Annotated in this window: 5 protein-coding genes; 2 read left to right on the forward strand and 3 right to left on the reverse strand. The window is 54.8% G+C overall.

The genetic code is table 11. The annotated features are described in order from the left end of the window. The first annotated feature begins 30 nt into the window (after window positions 1-30). Window positions 31-249, forward strand: a complete 219-nt coding sequence (locus HY30_RS15305; RefSeq protein WP_034742691.1) for a DUF2274 domain-containing protein — start codon at window positions 31-33, stop codon at window positions 247-249. A gap of 46 nt (window positions 250-295) precedes the next feature. After that, window positions 296-490, forward strand: a complete 195-nt coding sequence (locus HY30_RS15310; RefSeq protein WP_034742695.1) for a helix-turn-helix transcriptional regulator — start codon at window positions 296-298, stop codon at window positions 488-490. 10 nt (window positions 491-500) lie between these two features. Here HY30_RS15310 and HY30_RS15315 read toward each other — a convergent pair whose 3' ends face one another. The 3 genes from HY30_RS15315 to HY30_RS15325 all read right to left on the reverse strand — a co-directional run. Then, window positions 501-1,811 carry a type II toxin-antitoxin system HipA family toxin gene (locus HY30_RS15315; RefSeq protein WP_034742697.1) on the reverse strand — a complete coding sequence of 437 codons (1,311 nt, stop codon included), beginning with the start codon at window positions 1,809-1,811 and terminating at the stop codon, window positions 501-503. Then, window positions 1,811-2,062 (reverse strand): helix-turn-helix domain-containing protein, encoded by a 252-nt coding sequence (locus HY30_RS15320; RefSeq protein ID WP_034742700.1) that lies wholly within the window; start codon window positions 2,060-2,062, stop codon window positions 1,811-1,813. Before HY30_RS15320 ends, HY30_RS15315 begins: the two co-directional genes overlap by 1 nt. Window positions 2,063-2,206: 144 nt before the next feature. Then, on the reverse strand, window positions 2,207-3,722 hold a 1,516-nt coding region (locus HY30_RS15325), incomplete at its 5' end, for a tyrosine-type recombinase/integrase (protein WP_206741489.1).

A 3,722-nucleotide genomic window follows, 5' to 3' on the forward strand; every position in this document is an offset into this window, starting at 1 on the left:
CCTGAAACCCTATGAAGGAGGTAGACAGCCATGAGTGACGTCAATTTGAAGATCGGGCCGCTGCCGGACCGGACGCCGCAGAAACTGACGGTGCTCGTCGATCCCCTGCTTGCGTCGGAGTTGGACGCGTATGCGCGGATCCATTCGCAGAAGTACGGAACGGACGTTTCGGCCTCGGCACTGGTGCCGCTGATGCTGGAGACCTTTCTGGCGAGTGACAGCGGATTTCGAAGAGCAAAGAAATCTTGAAGGAGCGTCTTCGCTCAAAAACAGTATCAATAGTGGAGTAAACGCAATGGCTAAGTTGATTACAGCGCAACAGGTTCTCGAACTGACCGGGTATCGCAGCAGGACAACACTGTGGAGAAAGGTCAGAGCGAAAGTCTTTCCTGCCCCGGTGAAGCTTCCAGGCGATGCCGTTCGTTGGCGCGAACAGGAAGTTCAGGACTGGATCGAGGAAGCTCCCCGGCAGACATATACCAGGTCGTGAATACTCCCGCTCAAGTCAGCAACTTGGCCGAGCGTTTACGCATCGCATGGCCAATTCCTTCAACCAGAAGCTTCGGAAAATCGTCTGGCATGATTGCGGCGGTTCGCTCGAGGGCACCCTCAATAGTTTCGCCAAGACTGCCAAAGAGACTCCTGACCCGATCTTGCGCCATTCCGGCCGCTTTCGCGTCCTCAAGGAAGTGGTACGGGAGGATGCTTTCCATCGCATAGTATCGATTGTCCCCAATCGCCATGGAGAGACGAAATTCCTTCCGCCTGAGCTGCTTCGCCGCATAATTCGGCTGCAAGGACATGATGTCGTAGAGCGGCGTCATTCGGTAGCGTCCTCCCGGTGTCAGAAAGAGGCTGAAATTCTTGGCATGGCCATCAGTAGCGCCAATAAGCCAGAACACGATCTGGGCCTTCAGGAAGGCCAGCCTGTCCTCTTCAGCATAGTCGCTGCCAGCCAGGAGACCGAGACATTCGCGAATGCCTGGTCCGCCGTCATTGTTATACTTGCGTGTCGGCGGCACCGAGAGCGCCTGGCAGAAATCCTCCTGGGGAATGCGGAGCAAACGGCCATCACTCGCTCTCAGGCGATCAAAGCGCTCCACAGCGAGAATGCGGATGCCATCGACATCAACAATCTGACTTTGCGCCACTTCAAGCCCGAGTTCCCGGCAAAGCGTGAGACAGAAATGCTCGTTCTCGACACTCTGGGTCATGTCGAGTCCATTCGGAAGCTTGCCGAGTCCGGGCTTCAGAATATGCGTGGTTGGCGTTGTGCCCTTTGGCAAACACCAGCCATCATTCCAAAGCAAGGCCGTTTTTTCCTGGGCGCCTGCAATGGAGATCCGCAGTTCCCGTTCGCCGCTCGGCCTGACACCCAGCGGCGCTGTGGCCAGATTGCGAATGATCTCAGCGACGTCTGCGTCGCTCAGCTGGAGATACTCAGGCTGTGTGGGCGGTGTTACCTCATCACCTTCCGGTACGAATTGCAGAGCCCCGACGCAGTCACGGCCGATCTGATTCAGGAGGCTGAACGCGTCGGTGCCCTCCGCCCCCACCTTTTCGGCAACCTTGCGCCTGATCTGGTCATTGTCGGGAAGAAGATTGTCGAAGAAGGCGGACACTTCCGCCCCGGTATAACGCTCCTCACGCAACGGAAGCGACAATGAGACAGGTATGGCCCGGCGCGCATCGGCGAGCCATTCCTTGTCATACGCAAATGAGATTGCGCCGTTCGGGGCGCGATCAAGCAACCCCACGACGCGGCCATTGAGAGCGACGACCAGTCCTGCGCTACGCCGCGGCCGGGACATCAGAACAGATCCTCAATGTCACTGTGCGAGCCTTTGGTCCGCTGGCGGACAACAATCTCAAGGTCGAGTGCCCGCAGCAGGTCCATCACCGTGTTGAGCTTGACCGTTTCAAGCCCGTTCTCCACATGTGATATGGTGCCTTGTCTCACGCCGGCTCGGCTGGCCAGGTCAGCCTGCGTCATCGCCTGCGTACGACGAGAACGCCGCAAGGCGACGCCAAGCTGCTTGGGTGATCTGACGAGTTGGGACATTGGCGAGCTTCCTGACTATTCATGACCCCCATACGCCACAGCGTATAAAATGTCAATATACGCTACGGCGTATGATAAAGCTTTATCACCTGCAGCGCATAATTACCTTTTGGTCGAATGGATTAATGGCGCGACAGGGCAGACTTACACTGGATCATAGTGCAGGCTATAAGTTGACTGGCGAGGTGCGTTCGAACGTGCGGAAACCTTGGCTGAGCGATGGCCCAAATAGTTACTCCAGTCAGCCATCATGCGGCGGCGTTTTTCTACTTGGGAAAGCCTCTTATAGGCCAGTTCTGTCTCTGACCCTTGCTTATGAGCAATTGCGATTTCAGCGAGTTCGCCCGGGTAGTTGGTACACTCAGCAATCCAATCCCTGAAAGTTGACCGCAGCCCGTGCGGCACCGCGCGCTTCCCTGTCTGTTGATCCAGGAAGCCCTTTCGACCGGCTGCGATCTCCTCCAGGTGAACTTCCCGCATAAGTTTGGCGATCGTATTTTCGCTCATAGGGCAACCATTGAGTCCCGCGAAGACATACTCGCCGTTCTGTTCCTGTTTTACCTTTCGCAGTAGCGCCAGCATCGGCTCGGTAAGCGGCACCTTGTGGTCTCGGGTCTTGAGTTTTGTCCCTTGTCTGTTCGGCGGTATCGTCCAGACTCTCGTGTCGAAATCGACCTCACTCCAGGACATGTATCTCACATCACCCGACCTTACCGCCGTAAGACACAGAAACTCGAGTGCTCGCGCAGCCAAGCTCTTCTTCTGGCGGATCAATTCGAACCACCTCGGCGCGTCAACGAATGGCACCGCTGGCCGATGCGCGGCTTTCTTATCCCGTCCCAGGGGATCCAAAATCGGTTTCAGGTCCACCCATTTCGCGGGACTGTCTTGCTCCCGATAGCCCGTTGCCTTCAACCAGACAAATATCTTGTCGAGGCGTACCCTAATCTTCTTGGCGAGTTCGCGCTTCGTCGACCAAATTGGCTTGAGCACATCTGCGATGTGAAGCGTAGTAATATGCTCAACGTCCAATTTTCCAATGATCGGAACAGCATAGGTATGGAGCGTATTTTTCCACGCTTTAAATTCTTTCTCCTTAACCTCGGACAATTCAGTTTCGAAAAACTGTTCGACAGCCTTGGCAAAGATAATTCGCTTTTGCTCAACTGTTTCTTCCTTGAAAGTGGGGTCAATCCCATCTGCCAACTGCCTGCGGTACTCACGTGCTTTCTCGCGCGCTTCGCTGAGTGACAACTCGAATGCCGAGCCCAGACCGATTTCTTTGCGACGTTTGTTCAATGTACCCCGAAGCAACCAACACCGAGCCCCACTCGCATAAGTGACGAGATACAATCCGGCAATGCCGCCCACCGAATGCCTCGATTTTTCGCCCGTACCTGAGTGTTTCAGAGACGCGACAGCTTTGGCTGAAAGAGGAGTAAGTAACTTTGGCATATGGTTTCGCCCCACAAACCGCCCCACAAAAGAATTTCGATAGAGTGATATAAAATGGAACACCACAAAACAAGCCTGTTCTCCAATGAGTTGTATTAAATGAATTTTTTTACATTTTTTGGAACAACATGGAACGGCATGAAATACTGGGGTGGCTCCTACTCGCGGAGCCACTCCCCCTTTGTCCGACCCGGACACATAGGTA

Origin of the sequence: Hyphomonas chukchiensis (assembly GCF_000682695.1) — a bacterium.
In the GTDB taxonomy this organism is placed as follows: Bacteria; Pseudomonadota; Alphaproteobacteria; order Caulobacterales; family Hyphomonadaceae; genus Hyphomonas; species Hyphomonas chukchiensis.